Source organism: Mongoliitalea sp., from assembly GCF_054166905.1.
On the sequence record NZ_JBSZCK010000014.1, the window covers coordinates 83,363 to 102,254 of the forward strand.

The following is an 18,892-nucleotide window of genomic DNA, read 5'->3' on the forward strand; positions in this document are numbered from 1 at the left end:
ATCATGAAAAGGATTACACTCTCCATAATTTGTCTATTAATGATGACTCGGGCATTTGCGAATGATCCGGGGGAGAAGACATTTTTAATACTTTTTGATAAGGCTGAACTTAAAGAAAACAAAACCAGTACGGCATACATCGAACTAAGTTTGATGAATATTTTCAGAACAAAGTCTTATGCAGGCAATTCTGATGCAGCAATTTTGGTCAAAGTACCTTTCGGCAATATAGATAAACGCCAATTAGGTGATTTTTTTATTCGAGTAAACGCTTCTAAAATTACACCTTTAGATGAAATAGCTTTCCAAATTATCGACATGGATGAAAATCGAGCGATTTTTAATGCTATGTATGCGAGTTTGGAAGAGAAACTCAACAAAACCAAGAAAAACGGAAAAACAGCAAAAGCTGTGGCTACACCTTAAAATGAGCTCCTGAATTATATTTTTCAACTACATAATTTCCACTTTCATATCTATGTAGTAGGTATAATCCTAGATTTTGATGTTGAAATACGTCCATATACCTTAAATCAAGTCTCAAAAGTACAGCCATTAAAATACGAATGGCTCTTCCATGCATACAAATCAAAAGCGTTTCTCCCGGCTGTGATAAAATATAATCCATCCCGCGCTGCAAGCGTTCTGCTACTTGAATGGGGCTTTCTCCTCCATCAATCGCATAATTCAAATCACCAATCGACCATCGATGTAGCATGTAATGATAATATTGATTCTCTGAAGGAGTCATGGGAACACCTTCATATTTTCCCCAAGAGATTTCATTCAAATCCGGAATAGATTCCGAAGGAATTCCTAAATCTAAAAATCCTTGAATAGATTGCTTGGTTCGTTGCAGACCGGTGTAATAAACTTTATCAAATGCAACATCTTTATAATGCTCAAAAAAAGCCTTTGCCTGAGTAAAACCTGTTTCATTTAAGGATGCATCTATCCCACTTCCCTGCACCACTCCCTTTAAATTATAATCTGTTTGCCCATGTCGGACTAAGTAAATTTTTTTGCTCGGCAAGATTCTTTATTTTTGTTTGAATTCCCAAAGAAAAGAGTTTTAACTGAGAATACATGATATTTCCCCCGAACATTGCACTAGAAACCCTCAATAGTTGGGGAAAAAATACCATGACAGATTTCTTAGATATTCAGTTTACAGCAATTGGAGAGGATTATTTGGAAGCTACTATGCCCGTGACTGAGCGAACCAAACAGCCTTTAGGACTGTTACATGGAGGTGCTAATGTGGTATTGGCCGAAACCTTGGGAAGTGTCGCTGCGACCTTGACGGTGAATCCACAAACCCATTATTGTGTAGGTCTGGAAATAAACGCTAACCACATAAAATCCGTAAGAGATGGACATGTGAAGGGTATCACCAAACCTATTCATTTGGGTAAGAAAACACAGATCTGGGAAATTAAAATTTATACAGCCTCGGGAGATTTGAGCTGCATCAGCAGAATCACGATGGCTGTCATGGAAAAGAAATAACATGCAGACTTCAATCATACATCAGTCCTTGGACTTAGATGAACTTTTGGGGAGACTTATTGCGGAGCATTTACAGGATGATAACCAATTAGCAATTTGGAGATTTCCTAAGTCTAATGTCTTGCATGTCTTGATTGATACTACAAAAAGCATCACACGGGTACCCTTAGATCTGGAGGAGCTTCCTTCGGGATTTATTGTACACCCTTTTGAGGATCAGGAAGATCAAAAAGCTTATTTTTTGGAGGCGAATAACTATTTCACCATACAGTTGGATGTTACTTTGGAAGAACAGGAAGTTCCTTATTTTGAAGAGAAAACCGTCAAGGATCCCGATACGATACATGAACTTATCAGAAAATCATTTGCTTCCATCAATTCCTCCAGTGAATCGGTAGAAGATTATGCTTACACCAAAGAGGATTTTATAGATTTGGTAGAAAAGGGTATTGAAACCATCAGGGAGGGTAAGCTGAGCAAAATTGTACCTGCCAAATTAAAAAGAATCCCCTTATCAGAGGATTTTAATTTGATTACCTCTCTCCACCGATTATTGGAAAGTTATCCGAATGCCTTTATAAATTTCTTCCACATTCCCGGAATTGGTACTTGGATTGGAGCTTCACCAGAAACACTGATTCAGACAAAAGACAAAGAATTTTATACCATGTCTTTGGCAGGAACCCAAAAGGCACAAGGAGACAATCCCATTAAAAATGCTGCTTGGACACAAAAAGAAATCGAAGAACAAGCATTGGTCAGTAGGTATATTGTTGATTGCTTCAAAAAAATACGGTTAAGGGAATATAGCGAGCAAGGCCCTAAAACTGTAATTGCAGGGAATTTGCTCCACTTAAGATCCGATTTCACGGTGGACATGGAAGCAACCAACTTTCCTCAACTGGGGTCTGTGATGTTAAAGCTATTGCATCCAACCTCGGCGGTATGCGGAATGCCACGAAAAGAAGCTTTTGAATTCCTTCGAACACATGAACGCTTTAACCGTTCTCTATTTGCTGGTTTTATTGGACCTGTGAATATGGAAGGAGAGACAAGAATCTTCGTTAATTTACGGACAGCCCGATTACTGGAAAAAGAAGCTTTACTATACGCAGGCGCAGGGGTCACTGAAGACTCCAACCCTGAAAAAGAATGGGAAGAAACAGAAATGAAGTGTGATATCATCGGTAACTTCTTAAAAACCTTAAAGGCTTGATCTTACAACCAATACTTGACCTCGTCAGCATCTGCGCTGCTCAAGGAATCACAGACACCGTATTATCTCCTGGATCCCGGTGTGCACCACTTACGCTGGCATTTGCACGTCACCCCGATATTCATGTGAAAACCATCTCAGATGAGCGTGCTGCTGCATTTATCGCCATGGGAATGGCACAACAACAAGAAGTCCCAACAGTCTTGGTATGTACCTCAGGTTCGGCAGCCTACAATTATGCGCCGGCTATTGCAGAAGCTTTTTTCCAGCAAATTCCACTTCTAGTATTGACTGCCGATAGGCCACCCGAATGGATTGACCAATGGGATGGACAGACCATTCGACAGCAGGAGATTTACGGTAAGCATATCAAAGCCTCCTATCAGTTTCCAGATGACTTCAATCATCCAGAAAAAGTATGGCATGCGAATAGAATCGTCAGAGAAGCTATTCAAAATGCTCAGGAATTCCCGATGGGACCTGTGCATATCAATATTCCGCTCCGGGAGCCTTTTTACCCTAGTAAAGAGGAGGCATTTGAATTTCAGCAGTTTGATAAATTCGAAGTAATCGAAGGAAGCCGTACACTTAGCATACATCAGGCATCACACTTACAACAACAACTGGCTTCTTTTAAAAAGATCTTAATCCTTTGCGGACAACAAAGGCCTGATCCAACAGTCCTTAAGGAATTGGAAAATATCATTCAATCCCAAAAAGCGATTGTAGTAACCGATACCATTTCCAATTGTCAGGTGGATGGAAGCATTTGTTTTCATGACCATTTTTCAGGCATACAAGATCTTTCGGATGCACTGCAACCTGACCTGATTATCAGCTTTGGAAAAAGTATCATCTCTAAAAACCTCAAACTTTTTCTAAGGAAATCTGATGCCAGCCATTGGCATATCAGCCCTTCAGGCTATGTTCCTGACACTTTCCAAAAACTCTCAAAAATCATTCGCTCAGAAATACAACCTGTTCTGAACTTGTTGGAAAACACAGAGCCAACAGACACAAAATTTGTGGAGACTTGGGTGCATACAAACCAACTGCTGGCTGACAACCTGCCTAAGTTCCTTGCATCCTCTCCATTTGGAGAATTTCCAGCCCTTGAGCGTGTTACACAGTCCATACCTGAGGATTCCATCATCCATGTAGCCAACAGCATGGCTGTTCGCTATCTCAATTTTTTGGGACCAAGAAAACAGGAGATTGTTGCAAACCGCGGCACTTCAGGAATTGATGGTAGTAATAGTACAGCTGTTGGTTGTGCGTTGACCACAGATAAATTCGTAACACTCCTCACAGGAGATATGGCATTTTTCTATGATCGTAATGCCTTTTGGCACAATTACTCCACTCCTAACCTCCGCATCATTGTATTCAATAATCATGCAGGAGGGATTTTCCGCTTAATTGATGGTCCTGCCAATCAGCCTGAGTTGGAAGAGTTTTTCGAGACCAAACAATCCCTTGATGCTAAGAATCTCTGTGAAGAATTTGGATTTGACTACCATGCTGTAATGGATAATCCAACCTTGGACAACAGCCTCCAAGACTTCTATAGCCCAAGCACAAATCCAAAACTTATCGAAATCTTCTCGGAAAGCGGTGCAAATGCTAGAATACTAAAAGAGATTAAGGAGAGGATTCGGGAGTTAATAAGTGAATAGTATTTGAAATGAGGAATGCTTGTACTGAGCGTAGTCGAAGCAAGGGAATGAAGATTGGGGGGATTCTTTGGGACTATCGAGGGTGGTAACGAATAGCAATTGATGGGGATTAGAGGAAAAAACTTTTCCAAAGTTTAGAACTTTGGAAAAGTTAATTAGCCCACCTGTGGATTAACCAAATATGCTTTCAGTAATGAAACCCCTACTTAGTGAATCCCATAAAGCAATCTGCGCCAAATCCACTCAATTTCCTGAATCTGCGAGAACCTAAGTCCCGAAATAGGAATTCAACTCCTCCAACATTTGTTCTTTCTCTTGGAGATCTTTGATGATTTTCCCTTTTTCCAATAAGACAATACGATCACAAATCTCCGTCACATGATTCAAATCATGGCTGGAAATCAGGAATGTAGTATTGCTACGCTCTTTTTCCTGCAAGATGAATTTCTTCAGTTTAACCTGTGAACTGGGATCCAAATTCTCAAAAGGCTCATCCAAATACACTACCTCAGGATTACCGATCATGGCAGCAGCGATTCCGACTTTCTTTAAATTCCCTTTAGACAAATCTCGGATATACTTCTTTTTTCCTAGGATTTCATCATTGAACAATTCTTCAAACTTGGCCAAATGGTCCTGCATATCTGCATCAGAGAGCTTGTGGATTTTACGGAGTGTTTCGAAATACTCATCAGCAGTCAAATAAGACAGCAACATATGCTCATCTAAAAAAGCACCTACTTTACCTTTCCACTCTTCATGTTTAGCAACATTTAAATCATGCATGCGAACCTCTCCTGAGGTGGCACGAACCAAGTCCAGCATGATTCTGAAAAGGGTGGTTTTTCCTGCCCCATTATTGCCGACTAGACCGAAGCATTCACCCTGAGGAATGGTCAGTCCTGCCACATCGAGGACTACCGCCTCCTTGTATTGTTTTTTAAGTTCAATTACCTGTATCATAATTCTTGTCTAAATGCAGATGAAATTTCGTAACGTTTACTCATAACTCTTTTAATGATCAATTGGACGATATAGGGGTATGCAATGATGCCAATAATCCCAACAGCTCCCAGAGCTACCAAGCCTACATATTGATTGACCAATAATGCAAAAGGTAAATAAATAGCATAAGGAGCTCCCATCATTGGGATAATCATTAAAAACTGCGCTATCCCTACACCCTCGTAATTAAACATAGCCCCCTTGTTGAGATCCATAGGTTTAGGTTTCCATAAGGCCAAATAGATGACCATGTGCATGACTACCCCAATATTAAACAGAAAAGCAGCCACATGGATCATCAAAATCTCTACTCCAAAGTACACATAGGGAATGGAGAACAACAGACAGAGTAGAGAAACACCAATAAACAGTAAATACTTGCCCCGAATCAATGCTTCCAATCCACCTTTTTGACTGATGTAAAAATCGAAATTGGAAGAATTCCAACTGAGAAATAACTGCCCGTATTGTAACATGAATATCCCAGTGATAAAAGACCCTACAAAGACAAACATATGGCTAAATCCTTCATCAGATGCATACAATGGGTTGGTATAGAAAAACAGGCCATACAATAACAAAAAGCCAGCAAGCATCAGATAAGTACGGCTTTTCTTATGGCGCAAAATCAGTTTCCATTCTAAATTGGCCAACTCCCCTGCCAAGCCAAAGCGATCCAAAAAAGGAATATCCTGATTGATTCGCGCATCCACTTCCTCATCCACTAAGTCTTCCAAATAGGCATTGTCGAAATAATACCGGTAAGCAAAAAAGTATAGGCCTATACAAACCGCTAATAGTGTTATCACAGGAAGTGGGCTTGCCAAAGACCAATCAAACAGTGGTTTCATCCAGTCACCTAAATTAAACCATCCAAAATAATTGGAGCCTGCCCCCAGTAAAAACACAACAAAAACTGTCCCAATTCCTGCCAAGCTGTCTTCAAACTTTTGCTTGAACCACAACATCAGCCAATGCAATGACCAAGATGTAAGGATAACCGACCCTAACCAATAAATTGCCGCGTCTGTCCCAAATCGGGGAGCAATCTCCATAAATGCAAACGGAGAAAACAATAAAGGAGCAATCAAAGTCAAAGGAGAAACAACTGACTTACCAAGCAAAAAATGCATCAACCATTTCTTTTTGATGGGTAGATGTAGGAAACTCTGTAAATCCAATACCGGGAGCTTTTGTATGAAATACCGGTACATAAACTCCGTCAGAAAAAAGAAAATCAGGTTAGCGCTCAAGAAGGCATAAGCATCCTCCTTATCCAAACCTTTCACAATGATTTCCTTCAATAATATCCCCGCTATAAACACATAGCCGAGGAGTAGGACTGCCAAGAAGGCAAGAAAAACCGCCACCAACACACTTTTCGCAAATGCAGTGGAGCGAATAGTTTTGAGCAATTGTAATTTTAATAAAACAAGTATCATAGGCAGTGGATTAGAAATCGTATTTTTGAATCATTGAAGCGTTAAATATAACAATCCAATTTTAACTATTTTAAAATTAGTCGACTAATGCAACATAATACCTACGCTAACGAATTTTCTGAAATAATACATAGACGCAGATCGGTCAGGATATTTGACCAAAAAGAGGTTTTTGATCATGATATCGTCAACAAATGCCTGGAATTAGCTACGCTTTCGCCCAACAGCTCCAACTTACAATTATGGGAATTTTATCGTGTAAAGGAGTCCTCTACAAAATTTCCAACTTTGGTTAAGCTGTGTATGGGACAAAAGGCGGCAAAAACCTCACGTGAGTTGGTAGTGGTAGTTGCACGAAGAGATTTATGGAAATCCCGTGCGAAAGCTAATTATGTCTATATCGAGGATTGCTATAAGGATGCGGATCCTAAGAAACAAAAACAGGCTCTTTCCTACTATGGTAATTTGATCCCAAAACTTTACAGCAAATACCCTGGGTGGTCTGTGCTCAAAAAAGGAATTGCCTTCGCAGCCGGCTTGGGAAGACCGATGGTACGGGAGGTATCCGAAACAGCTGTTCGTATCTCAGTCCATAAAAGTGTAGCCTTGGCAGCAATGACCTTTATGCATGCCATGACTGCCCATGGATATGACACTTGTCCTATGGAAGGCTTTGACTCTAGCCGTGTAAAAAAACTATTGAACCTGCCGGCACCTTCTGAAATCAGCATGATCATCGCTTGTGGCAAAGGATTGGCAGAAGGAATCTACGGAGAACGATTTAGAATTCCGAATAAGGCTGTTATTCATGAAATCCCATAAAAAAAGAGCCCGAAACTTTCGGGCCCTTTTTTACCATAACGAACTCTAACTTAATTCTGTATTAACTGCCGCACATCTCGCAACCCTCAGGATCATCCAAAGAGCATGCGATAGCTGCCTGATTATTTGATCTTGTCATGTCAATTTCAGGTGTTGCAGCTGCGTTTGGCTTATCGTCCAAAGCAGACTTATCTACCGTAAACTGGATTGCACTCGCAGCAGCCTGAGATCTTAAATAGTACATTCCCGTCTTCAATCCTTTCTTCCAAGCGTAGAAATGCATGGAAGTCAACTTACCAAAGTTAGGGTCTTGCAAGAACACGTTCATGCTTTGAGATTGGCAGATATATGCACCTCTGTCCGCTGCCATATCAATGATGGTTTTTTGAGAGATTTCCCAAACGGTTTTATACAAATCCTTGATGTTTTGAGGAATACCTGGGATATTTTGTACAGAACCGTTCGCTGCTACAAGGCGATTTCTCATGGTATCATTCCAAAGGCCTAAACGAATCAAATCTTTCATCAAGTGCTTATTCGCCACAATGAATTCACCTGACAGGGTTCTTCTTGTATAAATGTTTGTGGTGTATGGTTCAAAACACTCGTTATTACCCAAGATCTGAGAAGTAGAGGCTGTTGGCATTGGTGCTACCAACAAGGAATTTCTCAAACCATACTTCACGACTTTTCCTTTCAACTCATCCCAATTCCATCGACCTGAACGTGGGGTTACCCCCCACATATCAAACTGTAGTATTCCTTTGGATGCCGGAGAGCCATCGTAGGTTTCATAGGTACCTTGAGTCTTCGCCAATTCCATAGAGGTCTCAACAGCCGCATAATAGATAGTTTCGAAGATATCTTCATTCAATCCTTTTGCCTCAGGAGAGTCAAATGGCATACGCAACATTATGAAAGCATCAGCCAAACCTTGCACACCCAATCCAATAGGTCTGTGACGGAAGTTTGATCTTCTTGCTTCTTCTACCGGGTAGTAGTTGACATCGATCACCTTATTCAGGTTTTTGGTTGCAACTTTGGTGATGTCATATAATTTCTGATGATCAAAGAACTTCTTACCATCCGGCCCTTCCTTCACAAATTTTGGAAGCGCAATAGAAGCCAGGTTACATACGGCAACTTCATCAGGAGATGTGTATTCCAAAATTTCGGTACACAAGTTAGAAGACTTGATAGTACCTAGATTTTTTTGGTTGGATTTTCCGTTGGCAGCATCCTTGTAAAGCATGTAAGGAGTACCTGTCTCGATTTGGGATTCCAAGATCTCAAACCAAAGGTCTTGCGCTTTGATTACTTCTCTAGCCCGACCTTCTTTTTCGTACTTTTCATACAGCTTCTCAAACTCTTCTCCATAGCAATCTGCTAGGCCAGGAGCTTCATTTGGACAGAATAGTGACCAAGATTCGTTTTGCTCTACACGCTTCATGAAAAGGTCAGAAATCCACATGGCGTAGAACAAGTCTCTTGCTCTCATCTCTTCCTTACCATGGTTCTTTTTAAGATCCAAGAAGTCTTTGATATCTGCATGCCAAGGCTCTAGATAAATTGCAAAGCTACCCTTACGTTTTCCTCCACCTTGATCTACATAACGGGCCGTCATATCAAAGTTTCTCAACATCGGTACAATACCATTGGAAACACCATTTGTGCCACGAATATAGCTTCCTTTTGCACGGATATTATGGATAGATAACCCGATACCACCTGCTGATTGAGAGATTTTAGCACACTGCTTTAAGGTGTCATAAATACCATCAATGCTATCATCCTTCATCGTCAATAAGAAACAAGAAGAAAGCTGTGGTTTTGGTGTACCCGCATTAAACAAAGTCGGAGTAGCATGGGTAAACCATTTCTGGGATAATAAGTGATATGTCTCGATAGCAGCGTCGATATCTTCTTTATGGATACCTACAGCTACACGCATCAACATGTGCTGAGGACGCTCCACCACTACCCCATCTAATTTGATCAAATAGCTTTTTTCAAGGGTTTTGAAACCGAAGTAATCGTAATCAAAATCTCTTGAGTAATCAATCACTTCATCCAACTTGGCAGCATATTTTTTCACAATCCCATATACATCAGGAGCGATTAAAGCAGCATTATCTCCTGTCTTTGGGTTGATATAGGTGTACAGCCTTTTCATGGTATTCGAAAAAGACTGACTGGTAGTCTTATGAAGATTGGAAATAGCGATCCTTGCTGCCAAAACTGCATAATCTGGATGCTTCACAGTAAGAGATGCACAAACCTCCGCAGCAAGATTATCTAACTCTGTCGTCTTTACGCCATCGTACAAGCCATCAATGACTTTTTTAGCAACCTCTATGGGTTGGATATATCGTGTATCCAGTCCATTGCAAAGGTTTTCAATTCGCGCAGTGATTTTATCGAATCTTACCGATTCTCTGCGCCCATCTCTTTTTATTACTAACATGCCTCTGTGATTTTTGGGTTGGTGGAAAAACTATTATTAGAAATCTTCTCCAATGGAGAATTTTGGTGAGTCTACTACTTCTTTACCTTTCATAACTCCTGCTTTTTGGTAATCGCCAACTCTCTTCTCAAAGAAATTGGTTTTACCTTGCAAGGAAATCATATCCATGAAGTCAAATGGATTGGTGCTATTCCAAACTTTTTCACATCCTAACTCTACCAATAGTCTATCTGCCACAAATTCGATGTACTGACACATCAAATCTGCATTCATACCGATAAGTCTAACTGGTAAAGCATCCGTCACAAATTCCTTCTCAATCTCAACTGCATCTTTGATAATCATCGTTACCGTTTCTTTTGGCAACTGATTGACCACATGCTTGGTATAAAGGTGACAAGCAAAATCGCAGTGTAAGCCTTCATCTCGTGAGATCAACTCATTAGAGAAAGATAATCCAGGCATCAAGCCTCTTTTCTTCAACCAGAAGATAGAACAGAAAGATCCTGAAAAGAAAATACCTTCTACTGCTGCAAAAGCAATCAATCGTTCTTGGAATGTACCGTTGTCAATCCAACGAAGTGCCCAATCCGCTTTCTTTTTTACACAATCAATATGCTCGATTGCATTCAATAATTTATCTCTTTCTGCTGAGTCCTTTATATAAGTATCAATCAACAAACTGTAAGTCTCAGAGTGGATGTTCTCCATGGCAATCTGAAATCCATAGAAAAACTTGGCTTCTGTATACTGCACTTCTGCTACAAAGTGCTCTGCCAAATTTTCATTCACAATACCATCACTTGCTGCAAAGAATGCCAATACATGTGAAATGAAATGACGCTCTCCATCGTTCAATTCTTTCCAGTCTTTCAGATCCTGGCTCAAATCAATCTCCTCTGCGGTCCAAAAACTCGCCTCCGCCTTTTTGTAATATTGCCATATATCATCATGCTGAATTGGAAATAACACAAAACGACCTTTGTTCTCCTCTAAAATCGGTTCAATCTGCTGCATCTTTTTATTGGTTTGTTTTGAAAATCAGATAGTAAGCGGCTGCTGACTCTCTTCAATTGCCGGAAAAGCGTGAGTGATTAACAAACGCTCTGAACAAATATGCCAAGCAATTTTCAAAAATAAAAACCGAAAACTCTAAAAATCAATAAAATTTGAATAAAGTTCAAATTAGTAATAAATAATTGACTTACAAATATTTATGATCATTTATTTAAAGCTTTTGATTATTGAAAACGGGTGTTTTTCAGCCATTTAAAGAAATTGAAGAAAATTGAAAAAAATTTCAAGTCTAAAAACGAATGATTTTTTAATAGAAATTGAACTTTGTTCAAAAAACAAAATCTCCTGAAAGAGCTTTAAAATTCAAGTATTCAATTAATAACTAGACAGTTAGCACAAATACTGTTTTACTAAGAAATACATCCCCTGCCTCTAATACCACTGATTTAAAGCTTGGTTGATTTACTGCATCCGGAAAATGTTGGGTTTCCAAACAAATAGCTGAATGCTTTCCATAGCGTACTCCATTCTTCCCAGTAAACTCCCCTCCAAGAGAATTTCCAGTGTAGACTTGCAAGCCTGGTTCTAAGGTATGTACCAACAATCTCCTTCCAGAAGCAGGGTGGACAAGTTCGGCAGCATCCATAGAGCTGTTTAGTACAAAACTATGATCGATTCCCCCCACCAGTTGTATTTGTGCGTGTTGATCTTCCAACCGCTCTCCCAATGTGGTAGGCTTCCTAAAGTCAAAAGGACTATTATTCACATGATTTATCTCACCTGTTGGCATTCCTTGTTTGTCAATGGGAAGGTAAGCATCCGCATCCACCCTAAATACATGATCTGAAATGGCCTTTCTAAAATCTCCGCTCAGATTAAAGTAAGCATGATTGGTAGGATTAATGATGGTTTTTTTGTCTGTTATAGCTTTGTAATGAATGAGAAATTCACCCTTATTAGTTAACTCATAAGTAACCCAAACATCCAAATTCCCTGGATATCCTTCCTCCCCATCTATACTCCTATAATTAAACTCAACACCAACTGAATCTGCTTGCTCCAAAATTCTAGCCTGCCACATTTTTCTGTCCCAGCCTTCCATTCCTCCATGCAAGTGGATAGTGCCTGTGTTCAAGGGCAATGAATACGTAATACCATCTAAGGTAAATTCATTTCCTTTGATTCTACCTGCTATTCTACCAACCGTCGAACCTATATAACAGTAATTATTTTGATAATCTTCTTGTAAGTACCCATCCAAATCATCAAAACCTAAAACTACATCCGCTAAGTTACCCTCTCGATCTTTTCCATAAAAATGAGTCCAAGTGGCTCCATAATCCATAACGGAGACAATAATGTCATCTCGAAAATTCAAAGTAAAAAGGGTCACTGCCTGTCCGGAAGGCAACACACCAAACGTTTGTTGTTGGATGGAGAGCATGAATGAAAATTAAGAAGAAGATTTTTTGGTAGAATTTCTCGGCACTAGGGTAGTTTGTAAAACAAAGGATTGTGGCTCCGTAGAAACCACTTCATCCAACTGATCTAACAAATGATTGGCAGCAATAACCCCCATTTCGTAGCCTGGCTGAGATACTGTGGTCAGGGAAGGTTCAATAACTCCGGAAGTTGGATTATTAGTAAAGCCAGCTAAGGCGATATCGCTTGGTATCTGAACGTTGTTTTCTTTGAATACCATCAAGACATCAATAGCTACAGGGTCAATCATGCAAAATACTCCATCTGCCCGAGGGTTGTCCGCGATGATTTTTTGCGCTATCTCCTGATTTCCTTTGGTAGTCAAATCTGTAACATAGACAATCGCATCCTCTAAGGACCTTCCATTATCCTGAAGTGCTTTAAGATAGCCTTCTTTCCGCTTTTTACTGATGTACAAATCCTCAGGACCAGAGACGAATGCTACTCGCTGACATCCCTCTTTCAGTAAATGATCCACAACCAAATAAGCACCATGAGCGTCATCCACAGTGACTTTGGAAACAGGAATTTCCTCCGTCACCCTATCAAACATCATAAAAGGAATCTCCCGCTCATATAAGTTAAGAAGATGCTCATAGCTCTTGGTCTCTCGACTCAAGCTGATCAATAATCCATCCACCTGTGCCGCTACGAGCGTACGTAAGTTGGCTTTTTCCTGCTCAAAGGATTCGTTGGATTGACAAATCATGACGTTATACCCCCGCTTGGATGCGGTATCCTGTATACCTGAAATGTTGGAAGAAAAAAAGTGGGAAGTCAACTCCGGTACAATTACTCCCAATACCTTGGTCTTACTGATACGCAGACTTTGTGCGAGTAGATTGTACTGATAGTTCATGCTTTCCGCCATCTCCACAATTCTCTTCTTGGTATCCGGATGCAATTCGGGTGAATCTTTTAATGCTCTGGAAACGGTAGAGACAGAAACCCCCAATTTTTTGGCGATTTCTTTCATGGTAACCTGATGCCCTTTTTTCATGCTTGTGTGGTTGAGGGGAATTGTATGTTATTCCTGATAGAGACTGAACAACACTGTTTGTCCAACCGCTTTCAGGGTACGTCTATCGATGATATCCATATTATCCAAATGGGTATGATGGTATAGTCCAAAACCCGTTTGAGGAGAATATTCAATAATATTGATCATAGGTATTTTTGCATCTCTATTGACAAATAGGTGATCGTCCATGATTTCCGGACTGTCCCGATGTATAAAGAAGTCAGAAAAACCTAATTCAGTTGCATAATTCCATACTTTCTGCACAATATTTTTAGCAAAATACATGGAATACCCTTCTCTATAAAAGCGTGCTCCTTTTGCTCCAACTAGATCAACTAATATACCAAAATAGGCAGTGTATCCCGGTTCATGTAGGTTCTTAGACCAATATTGGGATCCGTGGCACCACCAAACCTTGGAATTATTCCTAAAGTTTACATGCTCGGGCTCTCCATCATCCTCCCCATCAAATAAAATAATATCAATTCCAACATCGGGCTTATCTGAACCCGTACCAATCACCCGAGCAATCTCCAATAAAACAGCCACTCCCGAACCGCCATCGTTAGCTCCATCGATCGGTTCGTCCATGCGCTCTGTATCTTTATCAGCAATACGACGAGTGTCCCAATGGGCCCCAAGTAAAATCCGCTTTTTGGCATTGGGATTATAGCTCGCAATAATATTGGTTAGATCCCAAGTTAGATTGTCGTAAGTGGTTGCTTGAAATTCTTGGGTTTGAACTTCCCAACCATAGGACCTAAACTGTGCTATCAACCACTGCTTGGTGGCAGTGTGACCGGGCGTGTTCGGAACCCGAGGGCCGAAATCCACTTGTCGCTGAATAAACTGATAGGCAGAATCTGCCGAAAACTCAGGAGCTTCACGAAATGTAACTACTGACTGACCTTGGTCACTTTGCTTCTCACTGGCACAAGACCAGAGTAATAGCAAACCAAACAGACCTATCCAATACCTTTTACTCTTCATACGCCCAGTCGATTTTATCTTTCATATCCTTAACCACAAAACCCATGCCTTTCAAGGCAGCTCTGATTTCGTCAATCTTATCGTAGTTTCGGGCGGTTTTCGCTTCAGCGTATAACTTCAGCAACACCTGTATCAACTCGTCTTGTACATCAGATTTTTCTTCCCGAATACCCAATATCTCCTCCACGAAGGTCATGAAGGTTTGCAACATCTCGGTAAATACTTCCTCCCCTAGCTGTGCAGATTTGAGTTGCCCTGTATAAATGGAATTGATTTTCTTTAACAAGTTGAATAGGTGGCCAATCGCCTGGGCAGTATTGAAATCATCGTCCATAGCCCGGAACGCTGCCTGTATACTGGAAGTCACCTGCTTCACCTGATTTTCATCTGTAGCAATATCCTCAGATACATACACAAGCTTTTTGGCTATTTTCAGACCATTGATAATCTTCTTATACCCCTTTTGAGCAGCTTTTAATGCATCATTGGAGAAATCCAATGTGGAGCGATAGTGGGCCGTCAACATAAAATAACGAATCGTCATGGGGCTGTAGGCCTGTTCCAATAATTTATGATTACCTGTGAACAACTCCTGAAGGGTAATGAAATTCCCCAAGGACTTGCCCATCTTCTGTCCGTTGATGGTAATCATGTTGTTGTGCATCCAGTACTTGGCTGGGTCTTGGTGATTGCAGGCATTGCCTTGGGCAATCTCACACTCGTGGTGTGGGAACATCAAATCCATCCCACCTCCATGTATATCGAAGTGCTTTCCTAGATACTTGGAAGACATGGCCGTACACTCCAAGTGCCAACCTGGAAAGCCCATACCCCAAGGTGAATCCCATTTCATCAGGTGTTCGGGTGCGGCTTTCTTCCACAAAGCAAAATCAGCTGCATTTCTCTTTTCTCCCTGCCCATCCAAATCACGGGTTCCTGACATTAAATCATCCAACACACGGCCCGACAGCTTGCCATATTTCTCACGCTCATTGTATTTCAACACGTCGAAATACACCGAGCCATTGACTTCATAGGCAAGTCCTTCTTCCAAGATGGCTTGTACCAAAGCTATTTGCTCCGGAATATGGCCCGTAGCACGAGGCTCGATACTTGGCTTGATAGTATTGAGCAATTCCATATCCCGATGATAGGTATCCGTATATTGCTGGGCTACCTCCATAGGTTCGAGTTGTTCCAACTTGGCTTTTTTGGCAATCTTGTCTTCTCCCTCATCCGCATCACCCGTTAAATGTCCTACATCTGTGATGTTCCGGACATAACGTACTTTGAAGCCCAAATGGGACAAATATCTGTAAACCGTGTCAAAGGTAACCGCAGGTCGGGCATGCCCTAAGTGAGCGTCTCCGTAAACCGTAGGTCCACAGACATACATACCCACCAAGGGTGCATTGAGGGGTTCAAAAGTTTCTTTTTCCCTGGAAAGGGTATTGTAAATTTTCAGATTTGAAGAATGTCTCATAGTAGAATTTCCAATGTCCAGCCCATACCAGACTAATGATATCACAAAATAATGGATTTAGTTCGCAAATTACTGGATAAAATTCATTTGAGCGGAATTTGAAGGCAATTTTTAACTTTTTAAAAAACTGTACGAACAATTTTCATTCAGGAATCCAAAAACTTAAAATTGAGCAAATTTATCGAAGACGTATCATTTTTCAGTTTGAAGATATTTGGGCGAAAGCCAAAAATAGCCAACCTGACTCTCAATTATCCAAGTATCTAAATCAACTGAAAACAGTACCAAATTTTGTTATGGTCAAATATAAGTTGAAAAATTTTTGAGGGCAGCTTTACTAAAGGTTATATTCCCAAAAGAGTAAAACTAATGGTTTTATTATCTTCTTAGAATTCTTTTTTGCTGTATCTCTCAGCATAGGGAATCGTTCTTTCAAGATAATAAACCACTTTTTCTTCGGTTTCCCTTTATTAAAAGAACTTTATAAAGGCTGCCCCCTATTCGAAGACAGCCTTTTTTTATTTCAGCTTACCTCTCAGTGTTTGAAATGCCTCACTCCTGTCATGACCATGCTCATGCCATGAACATCACAGAAGTCGATAGAGTCTTGATCTTTGATGGAGCCACCTGGCTGAACCACGGCTGTAATACCTGCCTCGTGGGCAATTTCCACACAATCCGGGAATGGGAAGAAAGCATCAGAAGCCATCACAGCACCTTTCAACTCAAATCCAAAAGCTTTCGCCTTTTCAATTGCCTGACGCAAAGCATCTACGCGAGAGGTCTGCCCTACTCCAGAAGCAAACAGCTGATTGCTATTGCTCAAAACAATGGTATTGGACTTGGTATGCTTACATACTTTAGCTGCAAATACCAAGGCATCTAGTTCCTCCTCGCTTGGAGCAATTTTGGTAGCCACTTTGAAATCAGCCTTCGTTTCGGTCTGTAAATCCTTATCCTGCTCGATAATTCCGTTCAACAAGGTCTTGATTTGCTTGGTACCTGGCAAATCCATTTTCTGCAGTAGGAGAATTCTATTTTTCTTACCCTTCAATAGCGCCAATGCGTCTTCATCAAACGCAGGAGCAATCAATACTTCGAAAAACAAACTGTTCATTTCCTCCGCCGCTGCCAAGTCCACTCTTTGGTTGGTAACCAATACTCCACCAAAGGCAGAAGTAGTATCCGCCGCAAATGCCTTTTGGTAGGCTTCTTTTACGGTTGATGCTATAGCGCAGCCACAAGCGTTGGTATGTTTCAAAATCGCAAAAGCTGTCTCTCCTTTGAATTCGGAAATAAGTGCTACAGCCGCATCAATGTCAACCAGGTTGTTGTAGGAAAGTTCCTTACCGTTCAATTGCTCAAACAAGGCTTCCAAATCTCCATAGAAGTGAGCTGCCTGATGCGGATTTTCGCCGTATCGCAAGGCCTTTGCTTTGGATTCAGACACTTTCAGTGCAGGAATTTGTTCGGTTTGGTTGAAATAGTTAAAAATGTGGGTATCGTAATTGGAAGATACTTGGAACGCCTGAGCAGCGAAGTAGCGTCTGTCTTCTAAGGTTGTTCCTCCATCTTGAGTACGCAGTCTTTCTTCTAATTCACCGTACTGGGCTTTGGATGCGATGATGACTACATCTTTGAAGTTTTTGGCAGCAGCTCTGATGAGAGAAATCCCTCCAATATCAATTTTTTCAATCACATCTGCTTCTGAAGCACCCGAAGCAACAGTTTCTTCGAATGGATACAAATCCACAATCACCAAGTCAATGGCAGGAATAGCAAATTCAGCAGCCTGGGACACATCGGAATCATTTTCCCTGCGGTGAAGAATCCCTCCAAAAATCTTTGGATGCAAGGTTTTCACCCTTCCGCCGAAGATAGACGGGTAACCTGTCAATTCTTCTACCGGAACAACTGTGGCACCTTGCGCTTCGATAAACTGCTGTGTACCACCTGTAGAGTAGATAGTAACTCCTTGGGCTTTTAGCTGAGCGATGATGGGTTCTAGATTGTCTTTGTAGTAGACGGAGATTAATGCAGATTGTATTTTTTTGGTAGCCATGATTTTTGATTGCCACAAAGACGCTCAGACACAAAGAAATTGGTCAGGGCTTTGTAGCTATATTTTGGTGGAAAATTTTTCAAGTCGCAAAGGTAGGAAAATCAATAGATTAAAGCAGGCTTTCAATCACATTTGGAAAGTATTTGTATTCCAATTGATGGACTTTTTCAGCAATTTGTTCGGGGGTATCCTCTGGAAGAACCTCCACTGCCGCTTGAAAAATAATTTTTCCATCGTCATACTGTTCATTCACCAAATGGATGGTAATGCCCGTGTGGGTTTCTCCTGCTGCTTTCACAGCCTCGTGAACACGTATACCATACATGCCTTTTCCACCAAACTTGGGCAGTAAAGCTGGATGGATATTGACAATTTTATCAGGGAACGCCTGAATTAAATTTTCTGGAATTTTTAAAAGAAACCCCGCTAATACGACGAAATCTATTTGCAAAGCTTGCAATTGACTAACAAGGGTACCCTCCTCCAATTCTTGCTTAGAAAATACCATGGACGGCACATTCAGCTGTTGGGCTCTCTCTAACACGTATGCATTTGCTTTGTTAGAACCGATGATTACGACGGTGCCTTTATCCGATTGTTGGAAATAACGAGTGATGGCTTCGGCATTGGAACCGCTACCGGAGGCGAGAATGGCAATCCTTTTCACATGCATGGGGTTTGATTGATTTCAAAAATAAGAAGA

16 protein-coding genes are annotated in these 18,892 nt (G+C 40.8%); 5 read left to right on the forward strand and 11 right to left on the reverse strand.

The features are described 5' to 3' along the window. Positions 1 to 3: 3 nt before the first annotated feature. On the forward strand, positions 4 to 426 hold the full coding sequence (locus ACXIUD_RS04310; protein WP_458051386.1) for a hypothetical protein: 423 nt from the start codon (positions 4 to 6) through the stop codon (positions 424 to 426). On the opposite strand, the gene ACXIUD_RS04315 is transcribed toward ACXIUD_RS04310, so the two are convergent. Next, positions 416 to 1,033 (reverse strand): histidine phosphatase family protein, encoded by a 618-nt coding sequence (locus ACXIUD_RS04315; protein ID WP_458051387.1) that lies wholly within the window; start codon positions 1,031 to 1,033, stop codon positions 416 to 418. The two genes, ACXIUD_RS04310 and ACXIUD_RS04315, sit on opposite strands and share 11 nt — an antisense overlap. A gap of 53 nt (positions 1,034 to 1,086) precedes the next feature. Here ACXIUD_RS04315 and ACXIUD_RS04320 point away from each other — a divergent pair, with 53 nt between their 5' ends. The 3 genes from ACXIUD_RS04320 to menD are packed head-to-tail and all read left to right on the forward strand — an operon-like array spanning position 1,087 to position 4,401. After that, complete coding sequence (locus ACXIUD_RS04320) at positions 1,087 to 1,509, forward strand: hotdog fold thioesterase (RefSeq protein ID WP_458051388.1); 423 nt, start codon at positions 1,087 to 1,089, stop codon at positions 1,507 to 1,509. 1 nt (position 1,510) lies between these two features. Then, positions 1,511 to 2,725, forward strand: a complete 1,215-nt coding sequence (locus ACXIUD_RS04325) for a chorismate-binding protein (RefSeq protein ID WP_458051389.1) — start codon at positions 1,511 to 1,513, stop codon at positions 2,723 to 2,725. Beyond that, entirely contained in the window at positions 2,722 to 4,401 is a 1,680-nt protein-coding gene (menD, locus tag ACXIUD_RS04330) for a 2-succinyl-5-enolpyruvyl-6-hydroxy-3-cyclohexene-1-carboxylic-acid synthase (protein WP_458051390.1), read from the forward strand. The genes ACXIUD_RS04325 and menD overlap by 4 nt, the downstream gene beginning before the upstream one ends. Before the next feature lie 267 nt (positions 4,402 to 4,668). Here menD and ACXIUD_RS04335 read toward each other — a convergent pair whose 3' ends face one another. Both ACXIUD_RS04335 and ACXIUD_RS04340 read right to left on the reverse strand, forming a co-directional pair. After that, complete coding sequence (locus ACXIUD_RS04335) at positions 4,669 to 5,364, reverse strand: ABC transporter ATP-binding protein (RefSeq protein ID WP_458051391.1); 696 nt, start codon at positions 5,362 to 5,364, stop codon at positions 4,669 to 4,671. Next, complete coding sequence (locus ACXIUD_RS04340; RefSeq protein ID WP_458051392.1) at positions 5,361 to 6,848, reverse strand: DUF5687 family protein; 1,488 nt, start codon at positions 6,846 to 6,848, stop codon at positions 5,361 to 5,363. The genes ACXIUD_RS04335 and ACXIUD_RS04340 overlap by 4 nt, the downstream gene beginning before the upstream one ends. An 87-nt stretch (positions 6,849 to 6,935) precedes the next feature. Between ACXIUD_RS04340 and ACXIUD_RS04345 the strand changes: the two genes are divergently transcribed. Next, positions 6,936 to 7,670, forward strand: coding sequence for a nitroreductase family protein (locus ACXIUD_RS04345; RefSeq protein ID WP_458051393.1), 735 nt, complete (start codon positions 6,936 to 6,938; stop codon positions 7,668 to 7,670). A 61-nt stretch (positions 7,671 to 7,731) separates the two neighbouring features. On the opposite strand, the gene ACXIUD_RS04350 is transcribed toward ACXIUD_RS04345, so the two are convergent. The 8 genes from ACXIUD_RS04350 to purN form a co-directional block, all read right to left on the reverse strand. Beyond that, positions 7,732 to 10,134 (reverse strand): ribonucleoside-diphosphate reductase subunit alpha, encoded by a 2,403-nt coding sequence (locus ACXIUD_RS04350; RefSeq protein ID WP_458051394.1) that lies wholly within the window; start codon positions 10,132 to 10,134, stop codon positions 7,732 to 7,734. A gap of 36 nt (positions 10,135 to 10,170) precedes the next feature. Then, on the reverse strand, positions 10,171 to 11,151 hold the full coding sequence (locus tag ACXIUD_RS04355) for a ribonucleoside-diphosphate reductase small subunit (protein WP_189579459.1): 981 nt from the start codon (positions 11,149 to 11,151) through the stop codon (positions 10,171 to 10,173). A gap of 382 nt (positions 11,152 to 11,533) precedes the next feature. Beyond that, positions 11,534 to 12,595, reverse strand: coding sequence for an aldose epimerase family protein (locus ACXIUD_RS04360; protein ID WP_458051395.1), 1,062 nt, complete (start codon positions 12,593 to 12,595; stop codon positions 11,534 to 11,536). Positions 12,596 to 12,604: 9 nt separating this feature from the next. Then, positions 12,605 to 13,633 carry a LacI family DNA-binding transcriptional regulator gene (locus ACXIUD_RS04365; RefSeq protein ID WP_458051396.1) on the reverse strand — a complete coding sequence of 343 codons (1,029 nt, stop codon included), beginning with the start codon at positions 13,631 to 13,633 and terminating at the stop codon, positions 12,605 to 12,607. A 27-nt stretch (positions 13,634 to 13,660) separates the two neighbouring features. Then, positions 13,661 to 14,644, reverse strand: coding sequence for a M28 family peptidase (locus ACXIUD_RS04370; protein ID WP_458051397.1), 984 nt, complete (start codon positions 14,642 to 14,644; stop codon positions 13,661 to 13,663). Continuing rightward, on the reverse strand, positions 14,634 to 16,127 hold the full coding sequence (cysS, locus tag ACXIUD_RS04375; RefSeq protein ID WP_458051398.1) for a cysteine--tRNA ligase: 1,494 nt from the start codon (positions 16,125 to 16,127) through the stop codon (positions 14,634 to 14,636). The genes ACXIUD_RS04370 and cysS overlap by 11 nt, the downstream gene beginning before the upstream one ends. 535 nt (positions 16,128 to 16,662) lie before the next feature. After that, on the reverse strand, positions 16,663 to 18,189 hold the full coding sequence (purH, locus tag ACXIUD_RS04380; RefSeq protein WP_458051399.1) for a bifunctional phosphoribosylaminoimidazolecarboxamide formyltransferase/IMP cyclohydrolase: 1,527 nt from the start codon (positions 18,187 to 18,189) through the stop codon (positions 16,663 to 16,665). Between the two features lie 109 nt (positions 18,190 to 18,298). Continuing rightward, positions 18,299 to 18,856 carry a phosphoribosylglycinamide formyltransferase gene (gene purN, locus ACXIUD_RS04385; RefSeq protein WP_458051400.1) on the reverse strand — a complete coding sequence of 186 codons (558 nt, stop codon included), beginning with the start codon at positions 18,854 to 18,856 and terminating at the stop codon, positions 18,299 to 18,301. Positions 18,857 to 18,892 lie beyond the last annotated feature (36 nt).

Excerpts from the sequence above, each read along its gene's own strand:
- ACXIUD_RS04310 (WP_458051386.1), top strand. The coding sequence starts at position 4 with ATGAAAAGGATTACACTCTCCATAATTTGTCTATTAATGATGACTCGG.
- ACXIUD_RS04320 (WP_458051388.1), top strand. The coding sequence starts at position 1,087 with ATGATATTTCCCCCGAACATTGCACTAGAAACCCTCAATAGTTGGGGA.
- ACXIUD_RS04325 (WP_458051389.1), top strand. The coding sequence starts at position 1,511 with ATGCAGACTTCAATCATACATCAGTCCTTGGACTTAGATGAACTTTTG.
- ACXIUD_RS04335 (WP_458051391.1), bottom strand. The coding sequence starts at position 5,364 with ATGATACAGGTAATTGAACTTAAAAAACAATACAAGGAGGCGGTAGTC.
- ACXIUD_RS04340 (WP_458051392.1), bottom strand. The coding sequence starts at position 6,848 with ATGATACTTGTTTTATTAAAATTACAATTGCTCAAAACTATTCGCTCC.
- ACXIUD_RS04345 (WP_458051393.1), top strand. The coding sequence starts at position 6,936 with ATGCAACATAATACCTACGCTAACGAATTTTCTGAAATAATACATAGA.
- ACXIUD_RS04350 (WP_458051394.1), bottom strand. The coding sequence starts at position 10,134 with ATGTTAGTAATAAAAAGAGATGGGCGCAGAGAATCGGTAAGATTCGAT.
- ACXIUD_RS04355 (WP_189579459.1), bottom strand. The coding sequence starts at position 11,151 with ATGCAGCAGATTGAACCGATTTTAGAGGAGAACAAAGGTCGTTTTGTG.
- ACXIUD_RS04360 (WP_458051395.1), bottom strand. The coding sequence starts at position 12,595 with ATGCTCTCCATCCAACAACAAACGTTTGGTGTGTTGCCTTCCGGACAG.
- ACXIUD_RS04365 (WP_458051396.1), bottom strand. The coding sequence starts at position 13,633 with ATGAAAAAAGGGCATCAGGTTACCATGAAAGAAATCGCCAAAAAATTG.
- ACXIUD_RS04370 (WP_458051397.1), bottom strand. The coding sequence starts at position 14,644 with ATGAAGAGTAAAAGGTATTGGATAGGTCTGTTTGGTTTGCTATTACTC.
- cysS (WP_458051398.1), bottom strand. The coding sequence starts at position 16,127 with ATGAGACATTCTTCAAATCTGAAAATTTACAATACCCTTTCCAGGGAA.
- purH (WP_458051399.1), bottom strand. The coding sequence starts at position 18,189 with ATGGCTACCAAAAAAATACAATCTGCATTAATCTCCGTCTACTACAAA.